The 236-nt window shown below is 61.4% G+C and carries 1 protein-coding gene; it reads left to right on the forward strand.

What is annotated here, in order from left to right; translation table 11 throughout:
• A partial coding sequence (locus SB772_RS45600; RefSeq protein ID WP_410839229.1) for an ATP-binding protein occupies positions 1-228 on the forward strand: 228 nt, incomplete at its 5' end.
• Positions 229-236: the final 8 nt, after the last annotated feature.

Genomic DNA, 236 nt, shown 5'->3' on the forward strand with positions numbered 1-236 from the left:
GATGAAGCGGACCGCGAGCGGTTGTTCGAACGGTTTTACAGTCGCGGCAATGTCCAGGGCGCGGGACTGGGGCTGACCATCGTCAACACCATCGCGACCCGGCTGGGCGGACACATCACGCTGGTCAACCGACCGGAAGGCGGGTTACGTGCGACGCTGGCTATTCCGGATAGCTCGCCACGCACGTCTTTACCGCACATGACACGGGAGTTGCCTCCCACCGTTTAAGTAAAGTC

This window comes from Paraburkholderia sp. SIMBA_030 (genome assembly GCF_046535245.1).
Taxonomy (GTDB): domain Bacteria; phylum Pseudomonadota; class Gammaproteobacteria; order Burkholderiales; family Burkholderiaceae; genus Paraburkholderia.